The sequence below is a fragment of the Xylanibacter muris genome, assembly GCF_013166605.1.
Classification (GTDB): domain Bacteria; phylum Bacteroidota; class Bacteroidia; order Bacteroidales; family Bacteroidaceae; genus Prevotella; species Prevotella muris.
Genome location: NZ_JABKKF010000002.1, coordinates 356,853 through 375,770, shown reverse-complemented (window position 1 = coordinate 375,770; position 18,918 = coordinate 356,853). Strand labels below are relative to the sequence as shown.

Genomic DNA, 18,918 nt, shown 5'->3' with positions numbered 1-18,918 from the left:
CCTACCATTTATTTATATGCACATTCTCCCATTTCAGATTATCCTCATCCTGAGGCTTGCGCGCCCCGCCCTTACGGCCCAATGCCAACACACACAATACATTCATGTCGTCAGGTATGCCAAGAATACCACGCACGACGTCTTCCGACGATGTCTCGCCAAGCACGCGTCCGCGAATCTGTATCCAGCAGGTGCCATACCCCAACTCTTCCGCCTGATACTGCATCGACACCGCGGCAATGGCACCGTCTTCAATCCAGCAGTCGTTCAATGCCGCATTGCCCAGAACCACAATGGCAAGAGGGGCGTCTTTAAGAAAGTGCGACCCGGCATCCTTTGCATCCGAGAGTTTCTCTATATCCGTCTTGTCATCTACAACTATAAACTGCCAGGCACGCTGCGCCTTGGATGTAGGTGACAATAAGGCGGCCCTGAGAATAAGTTTCAAATCTTCCGCATCCACTTCTTCGGATGCGTACTTACGATGACTGCGACGCAAAAGCGCCAAATCCTTGAAATCTGTCATGTATTATCTTAAAATTTTAGTTTGTTATATTTTAAACTCCGTTTTTGAATTATCCTGTCATGCATAAGAAACAAAAACAAGACTTTATACAGCAACTCCGGCACCCAACCGACAAGAACACCTTTCACGGAACATCATGCCGCAACGGCTGTATCCGGCCATTGTATATCATTTCAAAATGCAAACTTACGAATATTTTCCGAGCAACGGACAAGCATAATAAAAAAGACGCCTTTTTTTAATCTATTATTGAAAAGTTTTCTGTAATTTTGCATCTTGATTACAAATATAACAATTTAGCTGAATTGATAGAGAAACATATTGTATTGGAAGACATTGCTCCTGTAATGCTTTATGGGGCAGGTAACGCACACCTTCAGATGATAAAGTCTCTTTATCCTAAATTACGCATCGTTGCCCGCGACAATGTCATAAGGGTTTTAGGCAATGAGGAACAGATGTGCGCCTTTGAGGATAATATAGAAACGATGCGCCGGCATGTATTGAAGTTCAACTCCTTAAATGCCGAGGATATTCTCAACATTGTAAAAGGGCACAAGGGTGTTGAAGACATACCGGAAGGCGTTCTGGTCTACAATGTGAACGGACGCCCGGTAAAGGCTAAAAGCGAGAAACAACAGGATTTTATAAACGCCTTCAACAGCTACGACATGGTTTTCGCCGTAGGGCCGGCCGGAACGGGAAAGACATACCTTGCGATTGCGCTGGCTGTCAAGGCGTTGAAAGAAAAACAGATAAAGAAAATCATACTGAGCAGACCGGCTGTGGAAGCAGGAGAGAAACTCGGGTTTCTTCCCGGTGACATGAAAGAAAAAATCGACCCGTATTTACAGCCTCTGTACGATTCTCTCGAAGATATGATTCCGGCAGTAAAACTGCAGGAAATGACGGAAAAAAAGATTATACAGATTGCTCCCCTTGCATTCATGCGCGGACGCACCCTCAGCGATGCGGCTATCATTCTCGACGAAGCACAAAACACCACACCTGCGCAACTCAGAATGTTCCTTACAAGAATGGGATGGAACTCAAAGATGATTATAACCGGTGACATGACACAGATAGACCTTCCTCCAAAACAGAAAAGTGGACTCAAAGACGCACTGGAAGTGCTACAAGGCATTGAGGGCATAGGCATTGTCGAACTTGACCAAAAGGATATCGTACGCCACAAACTTGTGACACGCATTGTAAAAGCATATCAAAAGCACGATAAACTGAAAGAGGAGACAGACGCCAATATGTCTGACAAATAAAATGACACATCGGTAATACAAAAATCCAAATAAAACATATATAACAATGAAAGCATTAACAAGAACAGATTTCAACTTTACAGGACAGAAAGATGTCTATCACGGTAAGGTACGCGACGTTTACAACATCAATGACGACCTGATGGTCATGGTAGCAACCGACAGAATCTCAGCTTTCGACGTTATTCTGCCGAAAGGTATTCCGTTTAAGGGACAGGTGCTGAACCAGATTGCAGCGAAGTTCCTGGATGCGACGGCAGACATCTGCCCGAACTGGAAGCTTGCCACTCCGGACCCGATGGTGACAGTAGGCCTTAAATGCGAGGGATTCCGGGTAGAGATGATTATACGCTCCATACTCACCGGCTCGGCATGGAGAGAATACAAAAACGGATGCCGCGAGATTTGCGGTGTAAAACTTCCTGAAGGCATGAAGGAAAACGAGCGTTTTCCCGAACCGATAATAACTCCTACAACAAAGGCAGACGAAGGACACGACATGAATATATCGCGTGAAGAAATAATAAATCAAGGCATCGTTTCTGCCGAAGATTATGCCATAATGGAGGACTACACAAGAAAACTATTTAACAGAGGACAGGAAATAGCCGCAAGACAAGGACTTATACTTGTCGACACAAAATATGAATTTGGAAAGAGGGACGGTAAGATTTTCCTCATAGACGAGATACATACCCCAGACTCAAGCCGCTATTTCTACGCAGAAGGATATGAAGAGAAACTGGAGAAGGGCGAACCACAGCGCCAGCTTTCAAAAGAGTTTGTACGCCAATGGCTCATTGAGCATGAATTTATGAACGAGCCCGGACAGACAATGCCGGAAATAACCGATGAATATGCAGAAAGCGTCAGCGAACGCTATATAGAACTGTATGAGCACATCACCGGAGAGAAGTTCGACAAGGCAGGCGAAAACAGCGACATTGCCGGACGCATAGAGAAGAATGTCGAGACATATCTCAGCACAAGAGCATAAATAATGGATATAGAATATCTCGGGATGCTCTTACCGTAGCATTCCGGGATTATTAGAGAAAGAATGTACGAGCAGGAAAAAATAAAGCCTTACAACCATCATGAAGGCAAGGGACGACAAGTGGAAAAGATGTTTGACAACATCGCGCCATCTTACGACAAGCTGAACCATTGGCTGTCATGGAACATCGACAAAGGATGGAGACGAAAGGCGATAAAAAAACTTGCGACGGCAGATCCGAAAAGCATTCTTGATGTGGCGACCGGTACCGGAGACTTCGCCATAATGGCGGCAAAGAGCCTGCCCTGCGCAAAGGTGACAGGCTCGGACATATCGGAAGGAATGATGCGGTTCGGAGCAGAAAAAGCAACAAGGGAAAAACTTGACGACAGAATAAAATTTGTACGTGAAGACTGCATGAACCTCAGCTTCCCGGAAGAAACATTCGATGCAGTGACGGCAACATTCGGAATACGGAACTTTCCAGACCTTGACAAAGGACTGAAAGAGATGTGCCGCATACTCAAACCAGGCGGTCATCTTTGTGTGCTTGAACTTACGGAACCGGTAAGATTTCCTATGAGACAACTGTTCAGGATATATTCAAGAATAGTCCTTCCTTTCATAGGAAAGCTTATATCGAAGGATAACAGCGCATACACCTACCTTTCAGCCACAATTGAAGCCTTTCCGCAAGGTGAGACAATGATGGGCATACTAAAAAAAGCCGGATTTGTGAATACATCGTTCAAAAGACTCACATTGGGAATTTGCACGATGTACTGGGCGGAAAAGGGTAAATAAAAGTAATACAAGACACTTAATACATAACAAACTATGGACAAATACGGCTTGATTGGCTATCCGCTGGGACATTCTTTCTCAATAAGCTATTTCAATCAGAAATTTGCAGACGAAGGAATTGATGCCATATATGAGAACTTTGAGATTCCGACAATAAATCTCCTACATGAAATTATAGATTCCAATCCCAACCTAAAAGGCCTCAACGTCACTATTCCATATAAGGAAAAAGTGATTCCATACCTTGACTCGATAAGTCCGGAAGCAAGAGCCATAGGCGCCGTGAATGTAATCAAGATTATCCACGAGGGAAAGAATACCATATTGAAGGGATATAACTCTGATGTCATAGGTTTCACACAAAGCATTGAGCCTATGCTGGAAAAACATCACAAAAAGGCTCTTATACTTGGCACAGGAGGCTCGTCAAAGGCCATCTGCTTCGGATTGAAATCACTCGGCATAGAAACTGTATTTGTCAGCCGCTTTGAACGCCCCGGCACTATAAAATACAATGCCATAACACCTGAAATAATTAAAGAATACAACGTAGTCATAAACTGTACCCCATGCGGCATGTATCCGAATGTTGACGAATGCCCGCAACTGCCATATTCGGCAATGGACAGCCACAACATCTTATATGACCTCATTTATAATCCAGACAAGACACTATTCATGGAGAAAGGAGAAAGATACGGGGCAAACGTTAAAAACGGTCTCGAGATGCTGCTCCTGCAAGCATTTGCAAGCTGGGAATTCTGGAACGGGAAAGACAAATAAAACAAATATAATATATGGACAACAGCAATCGTTATATGATGCGTGGAGTGAGCGCAGCAAAGGAAGACGTTCATAACGCCATTAAAAACATCGACAAGGGACTATACCCGCAGGCATTCTGTAAAATCATCCCTGACATTTTGGGAGGCGACCCGGAATATTGCAATATCATGCATGCCGACGGAGCCGGAACGAAATCCTCTCTTGCATACATGTATTGGAAAGAGACAGGCGACCTGAGTATATGGAAAGGAATCGCACAGGATGCACTCATAATGAACACCGATGACCTTCTCTGTGTCGGAGCTGTAGACAACATTCTGGTATCAAGCACTATAGGAAGAAACAAAATGCTTGTACCGGGAGAAGTCATATCCGCAATAATAAACGGAACGGATGAGCTGCTTGCACGAATGAGGGAAATGGGCATAGGAATATTCGCCACAGGAGGAGAGACAGCAGACGTAGGCGACCTCGTACGTACAATAATTGTCGACTCTACAGTAACATGCAGAATGAAGCGTTCCGATGTGATAAACAACGCGAACATACGCCCGGGAGATGTCATCATAGGACTTTCCTCATCAGGACAGGCCACATACGAAGACGAATATAACGGAGGCATGGGTAGCAACGGACTCACAAGCGCACGCCATGACGTATTCGCAAAGTATCTTGCCGGCAAATATCCGGAAAGCTATGACCATGCCGTCCCGGAAGAACTTGTATACAGCGGAGACTATAAACTCACAGACAGCGTTGAGGGCGCGCCTGTAAACGCGGGAAAACTTGTTCTCTCGCCAACCAGGACGTACGCACCGGTAATAAAAAAGATACTCGACAAACTGCGTCCTGAGATTCACGGAATGGTGCATTGCACGGGAGGCGCACAGACAAAGGTTCTCCATTTCGTCAGCGATAATTGCCGGGTAATAAAAGATAATATGTTCCCCGTTCCACCGCTATTCCGCGCCATCCACGACTGCTCACACACAGACTGGCGCGAAATGTATCAAGTATTCAACATGGGACACCGCATGGAAATATATGTCAATGAAGAAGCGGCCGCACAGATTATTGAAATCAGCAAGAGTTTCAATATTGACGCACAGGTAATCGGTCATATAGAGAATGGGGAAAAGAGCCTTCTTATCAAATCCGAATTTGGAGAATTTGAGTATTAAACAACAATATCTCCAGGATATTTCCGCAAAAATCAGACACATGAAACAGCTTATATAACGGCTACAGGTGACACACATGCGGAACATCATCAAAACAATGCCATAAAAACATGCAGGACACCAAATAACGGTGATATGCAAGACTGCGACGAGGCGGTTATATTTAAAACAGATAACAACAAATAATGGAAAATAACAACATATTACAGAAACTTGACGGCCTGGAGGCACGATTTGAGGAAGTATCCACACTTATTACCGACCCTAACGTGATTGCAGACCAGCAACGTTTTGTAAAACTGACCAAGGAATATAAAGACCTCGGTGAAATAATGGATGCCCGAAAACGGTATATCGCCTGCCTGAACAGTATAAGGGAAGCCAAGGACATTCTCGCAAATGAAGATGATGCGGAGATGAAGGAAATGGCACGCGAGGAACTTTCCGAAAACGAAAAGCTCCAGCCGCAACTGGAAGAGGAGATAAAAATAGCACTCATACCCAAAGACCCGGAAGATGCCAAAAACGTTCAGATGGAAATACGCGCCGGAACAGGTGGCGACGAGGCTGCGTTGTTTGCCGGTGACTTATTTAAGATGTACAAGAACTTCTGTGACTCAAAAGGTTGGCAACTGTCAATAACCAGCGTAAGCGAAGGTGCCGTAGGAGGCTTTAAGGAAATAGACTTTGCCATAAGCGGATCTGATGTTTACGGTATTTTAAAATATGAGTCAGGCGTTCACCGAGTACAACGTGTACCAGCCACAGAAACACAAGGACGCATGCATACATCTGCAGCGACAGTGGCCGTGCTGCCTGAAGCAGACAAGTTTGAAGTCCATGTCAACGAGGGGGAAATAAAATGGGATACCTTCCGCAGTTCAGGCGCCGGAGGACAGAATGTAAACAAAGTCGAATCCGGAGTACGTCTGCGTTATATGTGGAAAAACCCGAATACCGGTGAGACGGAGGAAATTCTGATAGAATGTACCGAAACACGCGACCAGCCTAAAAACAAGGAGCGTGCCCTTTCACGCCTATATACGTTTATTTACGACAAAGAGCACCAGAAATATATCGACGACATTGCAAGCCGAAGGAAAACCCTTGTATCAACAGGAGACAGAAGCGCAAAAATACGCACATATAACTTTCCTCAGGGACGTGTGACCGACCACCGCATAGGCTATACTACACACGACCTGCAAGGATTCCTTTCCGGTGACATACAGGGAGTGATTGACGCACTCACTGTGGCCGAAAATACGGAGAGAATGAAAGAAAACGAGCTGTAAAACATATAAAATTATCTTACAAGACAATGACAAGACAGGATTTGATAAACCAAATAAAGGAAAAACAATCTTTCCTTTGTATCGGTTTGGATACAGACATCAGGAAAATTCCCGAACATCTTTTAAAAGAAGATGATCCAATATTCGCTTTCAACAAAGCCATCATAGATGCCACGGCATCTTACTGCGTATCATACAAGCCCAATCTCGCCTTCTATGAAGCGGCAGGAATAAAAGGTATGATTTCATTTGAGAAAACGATACAATATCTCAATGACAATTATCCAATGCATTTCATAATAGCAGATGCAAAACGCGGAGACATCGGAAATACATCAGCAATGTATGCACGCACTTTCTTTGAGGAATATGCTCTTGATGCAATTACAGTGGCTCCATATATGGGTGAAGACAGCGTAACGCCTTTTCTCGGGTATGACGGCAAATGGGTCATACTGCTTGCCCTTACAAGCAATAAGGGAAGCCATGACTTCCAGCTTACAGAAGACAACACCGGACAACGCTTGTTTGAAAAAGTAATATTGAAGTCACAACAGTGGGGTAATCAGGAAAATATGATGTATGTTGTAGGCGCGACTCAGGGAGAGATGTTCAAAGACATACGTAATGTCGCTCCAAACCATTTCCTTTTAGTACCAGGAGTCGGAGCACAGGGAGGAAGCCTTCAGGAAGTATGTAAGTACGGAATGACTAAAGACTGTGGGCTGTTGGTCAATTCATCACGCGGAATCATCTATGCATCAAAAGGAAATGACTTCGCAGAAGCTGCCGCAAAAAACGCGAAAGCATTACAAGCAGAAATGGCTGCCGAACTGAACAAAATAAACATATAGCACCACCACACAAGTTCCGTAACGGATTCCGGAATATACTTATAATGAACAAAGCCGCATCAGGAAAACTGTCTGACATCAGTTCTGACGCGGCTTTATTCATAAAAAGATTATTGTCGTTTTCATTTCTTCATTCAATATCATACCTCCTACACCATTTTCATTAATTTTCCAGTAACCGCATATCCATACGACAAAGCACTAATCAAAAGTATAAACAAACACTATTAACAGAATTAAATACGAAAAAAAACATTTTCATTGTGCCTTATAAAAAAAATTGCTATATTTGCAAAATTAAATGAACAAAGCAACAAAGAATGGAATTTACAGCTAAACAAATTGCTGATTTTATCGGCGGTAAAGTGGAAGGTGATAATAACGCCACTGTCAATACCTTTGCTAAAATCGAAGAGGGGGCACACGGTGCCATATCATTTCTCTCAAATCCTAAATACACTCAATACATATATGAGACTGAATCATCTATTGTTTTGATAAATAACGATTTAAAATTAGAAAAACCGGTAAAGCCAACTCTTATCCGTGTCGAAAACGCATATGAAAGCGTAGCTAAACTACTTCAGTTATACGAATCTATAAAACCGAAAAAAACAGGAATACACCCTACCGCATATATTTCCGATTCTGCAAAAATTGCAGAGAATGTATATATAGGCGCTTTCGCATGCATAGGCGACAATGCCGTAATCGGCAATGGCTCACAGATATATCCACATACCGTAATCGGTGATAACGTCTCCATAGGCGAGAACTGTCTCTTATATCCCAATGTGACCATATATGAAAGCTGCCGTATCGGAAACAGAGTCACAATACATGCCGGAACAGTAATCGGAGCCGACGGATTCGGATTCGCACCGAATGCAGAAGGCTACGACAAGATTCCGCAGATCGGTATTGTAACCATAGAAGACAATGTAGAAATCGGTGCAAACACATGTATAGACCGCTCGACAATGGGAAGTACAATCATACGTAAAGGTGTCAAACTCGACAACCTGATTCAAGTTGCACACAATGTCGAAATAGGAGAAAATACAGTAATGTCAGCACAAGTGGGCATAGCCGGAAGCACTAAAGTGGGATCATGGTGTATGTTTGGCGGACAGGTCGGACTTGCCGGTCACATCCATATCGGAGACAAGACTTTCTTGGGCGCGCAAAGCGGTGTGCCTGGTAATATAAAAGGAAATCAGACACTTATAGGCACACCACCCATGGAACCTAAAGCATATTTCAAATCACAGGCCATATTCCGTAAATTACCTGAGCTTTACAAGCAGATAGACGAACTACAAAAAGAAATAAAAGAACTTAAAACCAAGAAATAACATTTATGATGAAACAGACAACTCTGAAAGGCAGTTTCTCACTCTGTGGAAAGGGTTTGCATACCGGCCTCAGTCTTACAGTGACATTTAATCCTTCTGCAGAAAATACCGGATACAAAATACAGCGCATAGACCTTGACGGAATGCCGATAATTGACGCTATCGCAGAAAATGTCATTGATACCCAACGCGGTACCGTTCTTGGGAAAGGTGAAGTAAGAGTATCTACTGTCGAGCACGGACTTGCAGCACTTTACGCCTTAGGTATCGACAACTGTATGATACAGGTGAACGGCCCGGAGTTTCCTATCTTGGACGGTAGCGCAATCAAATATGTCGAGAAAATAAATGAGATAGGCATTGAAGAGCAGAACGCTCCCAAAGACTGGTATGTCATAAGAAAAAAAATAGAGGTAAAAGACGAAGAAACAGGCTCTTGCATAACACTTCTTCCAGATGAGGAATTCAGTCTGACAGCAATGTGCTCATTCAATTCCAAGTTCATAAACAGCCAGTTTGCCACACTTGACAATATAAAAAACTTTTCCTCGGAAATAGCACCGGCACGTACATTTGTCTTCGTACGCGACATTGCCCCGCTGCTAAAGGCTAATCTTATCAAAGGCGGAGACCTTGACAATGCAATTGTCATGTATGAGAATGAAATTTCCCAGGAGCAGTTGGATAAATTGGCAGATATGCTGAAAGTCGCCCACAGGGATGCGACAAAATTGGGATACATACAGCATAAACCGCTTGTCTGGGAAAATGAATGCACACGCCATAAACTTCTCGATATAATAGGTGACATGGCCCTTATAGGAAAGCCTATCAAAGGCCGCATAATAGCGACACGTCCAGGCCATACAATAAACAATAAGTTTGCACGCCAGATGCGTAAGGAAATACGCAAACATGAAATACAAGCACCTATATATGACCCGAACGACGAACCCATAATGGACGTGAAACGCATACGCGAGCTGCTTCCGCACCGCTATCCCATGCAATTGGTCGACAAGGTAATATCACTTGGGGCGACAAGTATTGTAGGTGTGAAGAATGTAACAAGCAACGAACCTTTCTTCCAAGGACATTTCCCGCAAGAACCTGTAATGCCTGGCGTCCTTCAAATAGAGGCCATGGCACAATGTGGCGGACTGCTTGTACTTAACACTGTCGAAGAACCGGAGAAATGGTCTACCTATTTCATGCGGATAGACGATGTCAAATTCCGCCAGAAAGTAGTACCGGGAGACACGCTGCTGTTCAAAGTTGACTTATTGGCTCCTTTGCGCCATGGCATATCATCAATGAAAGGATATGTATTCGTTGGAGACCATATTGTGTCGGAAGCAACATTCACAGCACAGATAGTAAAGAACAAATAAGAAAGACAAGTATTTATAGAGACTCCAACAAAAAAAGAGTCTCTATAAATATAAATAATAACAAGAAACTTAATTTCATTACATAATATGAACCAAATAAGCCCAATGGCATTTGTCCACCCCGAAGCAAAATTAGGCAATAACAACATTATAGGCCCGTTCTGCTTCATAGATCGTAATGTTGTTATAGGAAACAATAACAATCTGATGAACAGTGTCACAATACACACAGGTGCACGTATTGGAGACAATAATGAATTTTTTCCAGGAGCAAGTATAAGTACCAAGCCACAGGACTTGAAATATAACGGTGAGGATACTCTGTGTGAAATAGGCAACAACAACAGCATACGCGAAAATGTTACAATAAGCAGGGGTACCGCCAGCAAAGGGACGACAAAAGTCGGAAGCAATTGTCTGCTTATGGAGAACATGCACGTTGCCCACGACTGCGTATTAGGCAACGGTCTTATAATCGGCAATTCGACAAAACTTGCAGGGGAAGTGACCATCGACGATTGCGCCATCATCAGCGGAAGCGTATTATGCCACCAATTCTGCAACATAGGCGGATACGTAATGATTCAGGGCGGATGCCGTTTCAGCCTTGACATCCCTCCATATATAACCGCAGGCAAGGAACCTACACGGTATTGCGGCCTCAACCTTGTGGGTCTGCGCCGCCGTGGTTTCAGCAATGAGACAATAGATATTATACACAACGCCTACAGAATCATTTATGCAAGCGGAATACTGAAAGAAGGACTGAAGGAGGCAAGAACCAAATATCCTGATTCAAAAGAAGTGGAATATATATGTTCTTTCTTTGAAAAGTCCAAACGTGGTGTTATCCGATAAAGAACCATACGGACAGCAAAACAAATAAACATGGCAGAAAGAGTGCTTATCGTAATCACCGGTCCTACTGCTGTAGGCAAGACAGACCTCTGCCTGGAAATTGCCGAAAGATATAATATTCCGATAATAAACGCAGATTCCCGACAAATTTACCGCAACTTAAAGATAGGCACTGCAGCACCAACCGAGGAACAGCAGAAAAGAATAAAGCACTATTTTGTAGGGACACTGGGACTAAATGACTACTATAATGCATCAATGTATGAGCAAGACGTTCTGGACCTTACAAACAGGCTTTTCCTTGCTCAGGAGAAAAAAGGAATAGAAAGACCCGTTTTGCTTCTTACCGGTGGCAGCATGATGTACATTGATGCCGTATGCAACGGCATCGATGATATTCCTACAATAAGAAATGATGTCAGGGACATGATAAAGGAGAAATTTGAAAGAGAAGGGCTTAGCCCTATTCTCGAAGAACTGAAGAGCCTTGACCCGGAATATTATGACTTTGTTGATAAAAACAATACACGCAGGGTAATACACGGATTGGAAATATGCATACAAACAGGCAAGACATACACATCTTTCCGAAAAAACGAGAAAAGACAAAGACCGTTCAAAGTTATAAAAATAGGTTTAAACCGTGAACGCGAGGAACTTTACAGACGAATAAACAACCGGGTAGATTCAATGATTGCCGAGGGGCTTGAACATGAAGCGCGTCAATTGACAGAATATCGTGACACCAATGCCCTGAACACTGTCGGCTACAAGGAAATGTTTGCATATTTTGACGGAACGTATTCATTAAATGAAGCGATAGAACGCATAAAAGGAAATACGCGAAGATATGCAAGAAAACAGTTGACATGGTATAAAAGAGACCAAAATATGCATTGGTTCAATCCTGATAATAAAGACGATATCTTGAATTATATATCTTTGTCATGAACAACGAAACAGCAAAAACAAGAAAAGGCATGGGGAACTTTTTTCATTTCTTCCTACAAAAAGTCAAAGGGCTCTGGTCATGGTACAAAGGGCTTTATAAAGGCAGACCATGGTATATAAAAATCCTATCAGGATTTATTTCTTTCATCATTTTATTCATATTATATCTTGGAGCTGTAGACATTAACTTCCTGTGGCTGTTCGGAAAGTCTCCGGGAATAAAAACCATCAAAAACCCTGTAACCAACCAAGCTTCTGAGATATACAGCGCAGACGGTATCCTAATTGGAAAATTCTTCAATGAAAACCGCACACCCGTCAAATACGAGGATGTGAATCCTGTATTTTGGAAAGCGCTTATCGATACTGAGGACGAGCGTTTCTATGACCACATCGGAGTTGATGTACAAGGTATATTTGCAGCCGGAAAGGACTACATCATTCATCACAATGCCCGTGGAGCGTCTACAATCACGCAACAACTTGTGAAAAATATTTTCAGAGCACGTACACAGTATTCCACCGGTCTTCTTGGTAAGATTCCTGGAGTGAAGATGCTTATAATGAAAACAAAGGAATGGATTACTGCGGTGAAGATAGAATATTTCTTCAATAAGAAAGAAATCCTCACGATGTATGCCAACACCGTCGACTTCGGTTCAAACGCCTTTGGCATTAAAACAGCATGCAAGACTTATTTCGGAACAACTCCAAAAGAACTCACAACAGACCAGGCGGCAATACTTGTCGGCATGCTTAAGGCGACAACATATTACAATCCACGCATAAATCCGGAAAACAGCCTGCGCCGCCGAAACACAGTACTTAACAACATGTTGGAAAAAGGCGATTTGGATAAAGTCGCATTCGACACGTTAAGACAAAAACCTATAAAACTTGACTACAGCGTAGAAAGCAACTATGACGGTCAGGCAACATATTTCCGTGAGGCCGTAGCCGATTATCTGAAAGACTGGTGTGAAGAAAACGGTTATGACCTGTACTCAAGCGGTCTGAAAATCTATACTACCATTGACACCCGTATGCAGAAATATGCGGAAGAGGCCGCACGCAAACAAATGAAAACGGTACAGGACAAATTCAACGGTCATTGGGGAAAAACGAATCCATGGCAAGACGAAAGACATCAGGAGATACCGGGATTCATAGAAGGAATCGCACAGAGACAGCCTTTCTATAAATATCTGCAACAGCGTTACGACAATAATACAGACTCCATAGAATACTATCTTAACAAACCTCACAAAGTCAAGGTCTTTGATTATAATAAAGGAAGTATCGAGTTGGAGATGAGTACAATGGACTCTATCAGATATATGGTCCGGTTTATGCATTGCGGATTTGTCGCCATGGAACCGAACACCGGCCATGTGAAAGCATGGGTAGGCGACGTTGACTTCGATTCTTGGAAGTACGATAAAGTTACGGCCATGCGACAACCAGGCTCAACCTTTAAGCTGTTTGTATACACAGAAGCAATGAACAAGGGTCTTACACCATGTGACAAACGCCGTGATGAATTTATCAGAATGATGGTATATGACAAAAAGAAAAAGACGGATGTCGCATGGATGCCATCGAACGCAAACGGATATTTCACAGGTGACTCCATGCCTCTTAAAGCAGCGTTCGCACAAAGTATCAATTCCGTAGCAGTGAAACTGGGACAAGAAACCGGAATAGAAAATGTCGTAAGAACGGCCCACGCCATGGGTATCAAAAGCGAACTTGATCCCACTCCGTCACTTGCACTTGGCTCAAGTGACGTGAATCTTCTTGAACTTGTAAACTCATATTCGACAGTTGCCAATGACGGAAAGCACAACAGCCCTATACTTGTCACACGCATCCTCGACCGTAACGGAGAAGAGATCTATACGGCAACTGCCGAGAGCAAGCAAGTGATATCATACAGAAGCGCATATCTCATGCAGCAACTGCTGAAAGGCGGCATACTCGAACCGGGCGGCACAAGCCAAAGCTTATGGAGATACGTAGGAAAATTCGGCAAAGACACTGATTTCGGAGGAAAAACCGGTACGTCAAACAATCATTCCGATGCCTGGTTTGTGGGAGTAAGCCCCAAGCTTGTGGTCGGCGCGTGGGTTGGAGGAGAATACAGATGTATCCACTTCCGCACCGGAGCTCTCGGTCAGGGCAGCCGTACCGCACTGCCAATATGCGGCTATTTCTTAGAATCAGTATTGTCTGATAAATCAATGGAGAAATATCATGGCAAATACCCTGCTCCACCAAAAGGTGAGATTGAATATGCCGCATACAACTGTTCAAGCTATTACCATGTAAAGGAAGAGGAAGACTCCACAGCCGGTGACAGCATAATGTCAGAAGACGGAAATGATATCATGCTCGAATACAATGAAAATAACGGAAACCGGACAAATCAAGGCGAAGACAATCCTGCATCACCGGCTGAAAAGACACCATCCTCGACATCCGACGACGCTTCAGGAAAAAAAGTATCCTTAAAGCCGCAAGAAGAAGACATTTATCTATAATAGATGGAGTTAGACACAGATAATAAAGAGTGGCAGGAAGCTCTTAATATCATTGAATTTACCCGTAACTCGCTTTTCCTCACAGGAAAGGCCGGTACGGGTAAATCCACATTTCTACGGTATGTTGCGAAAAATGTAAAAAAAGCACATGTGGTTTTAGCACCTACTGGCATCGCTGCAATCAATGCAGGCGGCTCAACACTCCACAGTTTCTTCAGACTTCCGTTCCATCCTCTGCTCCCAAATGACAGCAGATACTCGCCACGCAACATACGCAAGACACTAAAATACACCGGTGAGCATATTAAGATTCTGAAAAAAACAGAACTCATAATCATTGATGAGATAAGCATGGTAAGAGCAGATATAATAGACTTTATAGACAAAGTCCTAAGGATATACTGCCATAACATGCGAGTGCCGTTTGGCGGCAAGCAAATCCTGTTTGTCGGAGACGTGTATCAACTTGAGCCTGTAGTCAAGGAAGATGACCGCAAATTACTTCAGCCATTCTATGCGTCAGCCTACTTCTTCTCTGCAAAAGTCTTTCAGGAAATGCAGTTGGTCAGTATTGAACTGCAGAAGGTATACAGGCAGAATGACCGGCAATTCATCGGAATACTTGACCGCATACGCATAAACTCACAGACATCTAATGACCTGAAGATACTCAACTCACGTGTAGGCACCGTTTTTCAGGCCAAAGACAACGACCTGGCAATAACACTTGCATCACGCAGGGATACTGTAGACCATATCAATAGCCAAAAGCTATCGGAGCTGGACGGCAAAGAAACAGTATTCCACGGTGTGATAAAAAACGATTTCCCGCTAACGTCTCTCCCCTCTCCTATGGAACTTAACGTGAAACTTGGAGCTCAGGTGATATTCGTAAAGAATGACAAGGACAAACGATGGGTAAACGGAACACTGGGAGTAATAAGCAATATAGACGAGAGTGCCGGAATAATTACCGTCATCACGGAAGACGGCAACGAATATGATGTGGAACGTGAGATATGGGAAAATCTCAAATATACATTCAATGAGAAAGAACAGAAAATAGAAGAGGAACAATTAGGTATTTACTGTCAGTTTCCAATTCGGCTTGCCTGGGCTATAACCGTACATAAAAGCCAGGGACTGACATTCAGGAAAGTAAACATCGACTTGTCCGGAGGGGCTTTCGCAGGAGGACAGACATACGTGGCACTCAGCCGCTGCACGTCATTAGAAGGAATAAGCCTCAACGCACCGGTGAGGGAACGAGACATTTTCATAAGAAGCAAGGTTGTAAGATTCGCAGCCATGTATAACAACAGGCAAATTATAAAAGAAGCGATCCACCGCAGCAAGGCAGACCAGGAATATTATGATGCGGTAAAGGCTTTCGACAACAAGGATTTCGATGGATTCATCAACAGTTTCTTCAAAGCCATACACAGCAAATACGTCATAGAACAACCGGCTGCCAAACGGCTAATACGCATGAAATTAGGAGTGATAAACAGGCTGCAGAACGAAATAGATTCATTGAAATCCGAAATAAACCGTAAAGAAAGCTATCTGAAAGAGCTTGCTGCAGAATACCTCATATTAGGACAGGAATGTGAGAACGAACACATGGATGAAGCGGCAAAAGCCAATTACCGTAAGGCACTCAAGCTGTATCCCGATGCATACGAGGCAAAAAGAAGGCTCAGCCGACTTGAAAAGGACTGACACTCCAATCCCTAACTCCCCGCATCATCTCACTTTCAACCTGTCACCAACCTTTATTTCATAGTAAGGACTGAGGCGGTTCATCCTATACAGGTACTTCAGCTGTATGCCATAAGTCTGGGATATACTATACATGGAGTCCCCGGGCTTTACAACGTGCAAATATCCTTTATACTTCTTCGGAGCGCGCTTCCGCTTCTTTTTAAGATAAACGACTTCCCCCTCATAAAGAATATCTGTCTTAGGCCTTTCGTTATACTTGGCAAGCTTCCTGTATGATATACCAACTTCTTTTGATATGCTTCGGAAAGTATCTCCCCTGCGCACCTTTATATAATAATTATCATTGAAATTATATATCGGATGCAAATAACCGTTCACGGAACGGTCCTTTGTATGACGCACATGAAAATGGTCATATCCGGTTGCCCTGTCATACTGCTGCAGATTATAAAGCTCGATAATCCCTATAAGTTTCGATGCATATTGAGGATTGGTGGCATATCCGGCCGCCTTCAATCCTCTTGCCCATCCCTTATAGTCGGTCGTACGCAACTTGAAAAGATTCCTGTAACGTTGTCCGCTCACAAGAAACTTAGAATGATCCTCATAGCTCTCATAGGCATTATCGTAAGCCCTGAAACACTCATTAGGACGGTCGTCATCGTAATACACGGAACGTCCTCCCCACCCATGACACTTTATTCCAAAATGATTGTTTCCTTTTCTTGTAAGCATACTCTTACCCGCTCCGGATTCAAAAACGCCTTGCGCAAGAGTGATACTTGCCGGAATACGGTATTTCATCATCTGTTCTATTGCTATATCCTTGTATTGGTCAATATACTGCTGATAAGCTTGATTCCATTTCATCTGGGCATCGGCAACAGCTACCCACGCAATCAGAACCATCAAAACAGAGAAGACTCTTTTCATTAATGAAAACTTTTATTTACGGATTACAAAAATAATACAAGCCGACAACAATAAGACCTGTCAGGATATTGCCGGATTAAGGCTTGTCTTCTGCAAAGGTAACAATTAAATATCTACTATATATATAGTTTTTATTTATTTAACAACAGCAAACATGATGATAAATACTTTTTTTGTATGTTTGTACCCAAAAAGATATTATGGAAAGAAAGATATTAGAATCAGCAATAGAAATATGCAGCTATGATGAGCTGCCGGCTGATGACAGGAAACTCGTGGATATGGCTGTGGAAATGACATCACATTCATATTCCGTATACTCACATTTCAACGTCGGCTCGGCACTTTTGCTGGACAACGGTGAAATAATAACAGGATGCAACCAGGAAAACGTAGCATTCTCTGTCACTGTATGCGCGGAACGCAGCGCACTGTTCGCAGCCGGCTCACGATACCCGGATGTTCCGGTCAGGACAATAGCCATAGCAGCACGCGGCACAGACGGAGAACTGCTTGAAAACCCCATATCGCCATGCGGTACATGCCGGCAGGCAATGATAGAGACTGAAATCAGATTCGGACAGGAACTGAGAATACTCCTGCACGGAAGAAAGAACATATATATCATAGAAGGTATTAAAAACCTTATGCCGCTCTCTTTCAAACAGTTGTAGTATATAGACAACAAGTGACACCCAGAAGAAACATATATATGGAAAGAGGTGTCGTTTTTCGTATGCCATGAATCAACGGAGCGACACCTCTTTCCATATATCAATAATAATCAAACACAAACGACGCTATTTGGAATCGTCATTGTCTATACCTTTAAGAACCGGCAGCGAAAGATGATATTTCACTGCAAGGAAACGTATAAGACATGTCACCGTGAAGCTGACTATAACGGTTATCTCCACCGGCATTGAAAGATATGCCAACAGCCAATACACCGAGCCTCCCAGGAAACATGCCATTGCATAGATTTCCTTACGGAATATTACCGGCTCATTATTCAGCAGAATGTCACGTATGACTCCTCCTGCCGCACCGGTGATACACCCCATTGTTATAGCCACCCAAAACGGCTGGCTGTAATCAAGGCTTTTCTGGATTCCGGCAATGGTAAATAGGGCCAATCCCAGCGTATCAAACACGAACCACGTATTGCTGAGCCTCTCCATATACTTTGAAAACACAATAACCACAAGCAATGCCATGGCCGTACATATCATATATACAGGTGTCGTCATCCAAAAAGGAATGGCACCGAGCATCACATCACGTATGGTTCCACCACCGATGGCAACGGCAATTCCACAAACATAGCCTCCAAACCAGTCAAAATGCTTTGCCGCCGCATGACGTATACCGGATATGGCAAAAGCAAACGTACCCAAAAACTCGATTACCTGCTGAACGGTACTGACGCTTATTTCCTCTGCCAT

The 18,918-nt window shown here is 43.3% G+C and carries 17 protein-coding genes; 14 read left to right on the top strand and 3 right to left on the bottom strand.

What is annotated here, in order from left to right; translation table 11 throughout:
* Nucleotide 1 precedes the first annotated feature (1 nt).
* Nucleotides 2-526: a nitroreductase family protein gene (locus tag HPS56_RS03565; protein ID WP_172273931.1), complete on the bottom strand. Its 525-nt coding sequence runs from the start codon at nucleotides 524-526 to the stop codon at nucleotides 2-4.
* Nucleotides 527-831: 305 nt separating this feature from the next.
* On the opposite strand from HPS56_RS03565, the gene HPS56_RS03560 reads away from it, so the two are divergent.
* The 13 genes from HPS56_RS03560 to HPS56_RS03500 all read left to right on the top strand — a co-directional run bounded on the left by HPS56_RS03560 (nucleotide 832) and on the right by HPS56_RS03500 (nucleotide 16,537).
* A complete protein-coding gene (locus tag HPS56_RS03560; protein ID WP_172273928.1) occupies nucleotides 832-1,803 on the top strand; it encodes a PhoH family protein in 972 nt (323 codons plus the stop codon).
* Between the two features lie 46 nt (nucleotides 1,804-1,849).
* Nucleotides 1,850-2,800, top strand: coding sequence for a phosphoribosylaminoimidazolesuccinocarboxamide synthase (locus tag HPS56_RS03555; RefSeq protein ID WP_172273925.1), 951 nt, complete (start codon nucleotides 1,850-1,852; stop codon nucleotides 2,798-2,800).
* Between the two features lie 63 nt (nucleotides 2,801-2,863).
* On the top strand, nucleotides 2,864-3,604 hold the full coding sequence (gene ubiE, locus HPS56_RS03550; protein WP_172273923.1) for a bifunctional demethylmenaquinone methyltransferase/2-methoxy-6-polyprenyl-1,4-benzoquinol methylase UbiE: 741 nt from the start codon (nucleotides 2,864-2,866) through the stop codon (nucleotides 3,602-3,604).
* Nucleotides 3,605-3,637: 33 nt separating this feature from the next.
* Nucleotides 3,638-4,387, top strand: a complete 750-nt coding sequence (locus HPS56_RS03545) for a shikimate dehydrogenase family protein (RefSeq protein WP_172273920.1) — start codon at nucleotides 3,638-3,640, stop codon at nucleotides 4,385-4,387.
* Between the two features lie 35 nt (nucleotides 4,388-4,422).
* Nucleotides 4,423-5,571: an AIR synthase-related protein gene (locus tag HPS56_RS03540; RefSeq protein WP_369800268.1), complete on the top strand. Its 1,149-nt coding sequence runs from the start codon at nucleotides 4,423-4,425 to the stop codon at nucleotides 5,569-5,571.
* Between the two features lie 182 nt (nucleotides 5,572-5,753).
* On the top strand, nucleotides 5,754-6,866 hold the full coding sequence (gene prfA / locus HPS56_RS03535; RefSeq protein ID WP_172274244.1) for a peptide chain release factor 1: 1,113 nt from the start codon (nucleotides 5,754-5,756) through the stop codon (nucleotides 6,864-6,866).
* Between the two features lie 26 nt (nucleotides 6,867-6,892).
* Nucleotides 6,893-7,720, top strand: coding sequence for an orotidine-5'-phosphate decarboxylase (gene pyrF, locus HPS56_RS03530; RefSeq protein WP_172273914.1), 828 nt, complete (start codon nucleotides 6,893-6,895; stop codon nucleotides 7,718-7,720).
* A 320-nt stretch (nucleotides 7,721-8,040) separates the two neighbouring features.
* The gene (lpxD, locus tag HPS56_RS03525; protein ID WP_172273911.1) at nucleotides 8,041-9,075 is read left to right on the top strand and encodes a UDP-3-O-(3-hydroxymyristoyl)glucosamine N-acyltransferase; all 1,035 of its coding nucleotides are present in this window, start codon (nucleotides 8,041-8,043) and stop codon (nucleotides 9,073-9,075) included.
* Between the two features lie 5 nt (nucleotides 9,076-9,080).
* On the top strand, nucleotides 9,081-10,466 hold the full coding sequence (locus tag HPS56_RS03520; RefSeq protein ID WP_172273908.1) for a bifunctional UDP-3-O-[3-hydroxymyristoyl] N-acetylglucosamine deacetylase/3-hydroxyacyl-ACP dehydratase: 1,386 nt from the start codon (nucleotides 9,081-9,083) through the stop codon (nucleotides 10,464-10,466).
* A gap of 87 nt (nucleotides 10,467-10,553) precedes the next feature.
* Entirely contained in the window at nucleotides 10,554-11,324 is a 771-nt protein-coding gene (lpxA, locus tag HPS56_RS03515; protein ID WP_172273905.1) for an acyl-ACP--UDP-N-acetylglucosamine O-acyltransferase, read from the top strand.
* 30 nt (nucleotides 11,325-11,354) lie between these two features.
* A complete protein-coding gene (gene miaA, locus HPS56_RS03510) occupies nucleotides 11,355-12,275 on the top strand; it encodes a tRNA (adenosine(37)-N6)-dimethylallyltransferase MiaA (RefSeq protein WP_172273902.1) in 921 nt (306 codons plus the stop codon).
* Nucleotides 12,276-12,304: 29 nt separating this feature from the next.
* Nucleotides 12,305-14,815, top strand: a complete 2,511-nt coding sequence (locus HPS56_RS03505; protein ID WP_172273899.1) for a transglycosylase domain-containing protein — start codon at nucleotides 12,305-12,307, stop codon at nucleotides 14,813-14,815.
* Between the two features lie 3 nt (nucleotides 14,816-14,818).
* The gene (locus HPS56_RS03500; RefSeq protein WP_172273896.1) at nucleotides 14,819-16,537 is read left to right on the top strand and encodes an AAA family ATPase; all 1,719 of its coding nucleotides are present in this window, start codon (nucleotides 14,819-14,821) and stop codon (nucleotides 16,535-16,537) included.
* Nucleotides 16,538-16,561: 24 nt separating this feature from the next.
* Here the strand turns inward: HPS56_RS03500 and HPS56_RS03495 are convergent, their stop codons facing one another.
* Nucleotides 16,562-17,473: a glucosaminidase domain-containing protein gene (locus HPS56_RS03495; RefSeq protein WP_172273893.1), complete on the bottom strand. Its 912-nt coding sequence runs from the start codon at nucleotides 17,471-17,473 to the stop codon at nucleotides 16,562-16,564.
* A gap of 200 nt (nucleotides 17,474-17,673) precedes the next feature.
* Between HPS56_RS03495 and HPS56_RS03490 the strand changes: the two genes are divergently transcribed.
* Nucleotides 17,674-18,147: a cytidine deaminase gene (locus tag HPS56_RS03490; protein WP_172273890.1), complete on the top strand. Its 474-nt coding sequence runs from the start codon at nucleotides 17,674-17,676 to the stop codon at nucleotides 18,145-18,147.
* A 126-nt stretch (nucleotides 18,148-18,273) separates the two neighbouring features.
* Here the strand turns inward: HPS56_RS03490 and HPS56_RS03485 are convergent, their stop codons facing one another.
* Nucleotides 18,274-18,918, bottom strand: coding sequence for a trimeric intracellular cation channel family protein (locus tag HPS56_RS03485; RefSeq protein WP_172273887.1), 645 nt, complete (start codon nucleotides 18,916-18,918; stop codon nucleotides 18,274-18,276).

Excerpts from the sequence above, each read along its gene's own strand:
- HPS56_RS03565 (WP_172273931.1), bottom strand. The coding sequence starts at position 526 with ATGACAGATTTCAAGGATTTGGCGCTTTTGCGTCGCAGTCATCGTAAG.
- HPS56_RS03555 (WP_172273925.1), top strand. The coding sequence starts at position 1,850 with ATGAAAGCATTAACAAGAACAGATTTCAACTTTACAGGACAGAAAGAT.
- ubiE (WP_172273923.1), top strand. The coding sequence starts at position 2,864 with ATGTACGAGCAGGAAAAAATAAAGCCTTACAACCATCATGAAGGCAAG.
- HPS56_RS03545 (WP_172273920.1), top strand. The coding sequence starts at position 3,638 with ATGGACAAATACGGCTTGATTGGCTATCCGCTGGGACATTCTTTCTCA.
- HPS56_RS03540 (WP_369800268.1), top strand. The coding sequence starts at position 4,423 with ATGATGCGTGGAGTGAGCGCAGCAAAGGAAGACGTTCATAACGCCATT.
- pyrF (WP_172273914.1), top strand. The coding sequence starts at position 6,893 with ATGACAAGACAGGATTTGATAAACCAAATAAAGGAAAAACAATCTTTC.
- lpxD (WP_172273911.1), top strand. The coding sequence starts at position 8,041 with ATGGAATTTACAGCTAAACAAATTGCTGATTTTATCGGCGGTAAAGTG.
- HPS56_RS03520 (WP_172273908.1), top strand. The coding sequence starts at position 9,081 with ATGATGAAACAGACAACTCTGAAAGGCAGTTTCTCACTCTGTGGAAAG.
- lpxA (WP_172273905.1), top strand. The coding sequence starts at position 10,554 with ATGAACCAAATAAGCCCAATGGCATTTGTCCACCCCGAAGCAAAATTA.
- miaA (WP_172273902.1), top strand. The coding sequence starts at position 11,355 with ATGGCAGAAAGAGTGCTTATCGTAATCACCGGTCCTACTGCTGTAGGC.
- HPS56_RS03505 (WP_172273899.1), top strand. The coding sequence starts at position 12,305 with ATGGGGAACTTTTTTCATTTCTTCCTACAAAAAGTCAAAGGGCTCTGG.
- HPS56_RS03500 (WP_172273896.1), top strand. The coding sequence starts at position 14,819 with ATGGAGTTAGACACAGATAATAAAGAGTGGCAGGAAGCTCTTAATATC.
- HPS56_RS03495 (WP_172273893.1), bottom strand. The coding sequence starts at position 17,473 with ATGAAAAGAGTCTTCTCTGTTTTGATGGTTCTGATTGCGTGGGTAGCT.
- HPS56_RS03490 (WP_172273890.1), top strand. The coding sequence starts at position 17,674 with ATGGAAAGAAAGATATTAGAATCAGCAATAGAAATATGCAGCTATGAT.
- HPS56_RS03485 (WP_172273887.1), bottom strand. The coding sequence starts at position 18,918 with ATGGCAGAGGAAATAAGCGTCAGTACCGTTCAGCAGGTAATCGAGTTT.